This is a genomic window from Streptomyces misionensis (assembly GCF_007896895.1).
Lineage (GTDB): Bacteria > Actinomycetota > Actinomycetes > Streptomycetales > Streptomycetaceae > Streptomyces > Streptomyces misionensis_A.
Genome location: NZ_VOGW01000115.1, coordinates 33,630 through 34,772 on the forward strand (window position 1 = coordinate 33,630; position 1,143 = coordinate 34,772).

1 protein-coding gene is annotated in these 1,143 nt (G+C 73.0%); it reads left to right on the forward strand.

From position 1 onward, the window contains the following. Window positions 1–101 precede the first annotated feature (101 nt). Entirely contained in the window at window positions 102–944 is an 843-nt protein-coding gene (locus FRZ03_RS20585; protein ID WP_146466625.1) for a hypothetical protein, read from the forward strand. Window positions 945–1,143 lie beyond the last annotated feature (199 nt).

The following is a 1,143-nucleotide window of genomic DNA, read 5'->3' on the forward strand; positions in this document are numbered from 1 at the left end:
GAGCGGCCGGAACCGGAGCATCGGACGCGTCCCGGCAACCCCTCGGTCACCGATCCGTGGTTGCATGCGAACCCCGACTCCACCGAAGTGACAGGAGCCCGATGAAGCGTCAGATCGCCGCGCTCACCGCACTGGTGGGCGCGCTCGTGTGTGCCGCCCCCGGCGCGTCGGCGTCCGAGCCGGACCGGTGGGTCGCGGCCGGGACGTCGTACACCGACACCCTGGGCGGCGGCCAGGGACTCGCGAGCCGGGCCGACGGCTCGCTGCTGCACCGCGGGCTGCTGGACATCCCGCCGGCCCTGCGGGTCGAGGGCTGGAACCACGTGGGCGACCCGGACATCGCGCGCGGCCATGTCTTCGACGCCTACCAGGGTGCCGACACGGCCACGTCGAAGATGTTCGCGGTGACCGCGCCGGACGGAAAGCGGTACGACTACGTCCATCCGCTCGACCCGGGCGAGAAGGTGAACAACTCCTTCGCCGCCGTCTCACCCGACGGGCAGTGGCTGGTGTCCGGCGAGTGGGGCGACCAGGACCGGCTCCAGGTGTTCCCCGCGCCGCTGCTCAACCCGGCGACCCCGCGCACCGGGGGCACGCTGGCGCAGGCCGGGCGGATCGGCCTCGACAAGCCGGTACGGGACATCCAGGGCTGTGACTTCGTGAACGCCACCCGTCTGGTGTGCGCCTCCGACGACGCCTCGGGGCGGCTGTTCCCGCAGAGCAGACCGCTGCTCCAGGTCGATCTGCCGCACCCGCTGGACGGCAAGCCGGTCACCGGCCGGGTGAGCAGCCTGTTCGGCCTGCCCCAGCGGAGCGTGTGCACGGGCACGTTCGAGGCCGAGGGCGTCGACTACGACCCGGCCTCCGGCACCCTGCGCGCCGAGGTGGTCCAGCCGGGCGTGTGCGCGGTGGCGACGACCGTGTACGCGTACCGGCTGGGGTAGACCGCACGGGGTTCCGGTGGCGGCACCCGGCACCGCCGCCGGAACCCCGGACGCCGGCCGGGTGCCGTGTCCGCCGGGCCTGGGCTCGCCCCCTTCATTACGTGAACTCGCCCGCGCGGGACGGACTTTTGGTGTTTCAAGCCTTGACGGCCGCGGGGCCGGGGAGCACATTGTCGGCATCGTGAGAGCGCTCTCAGCC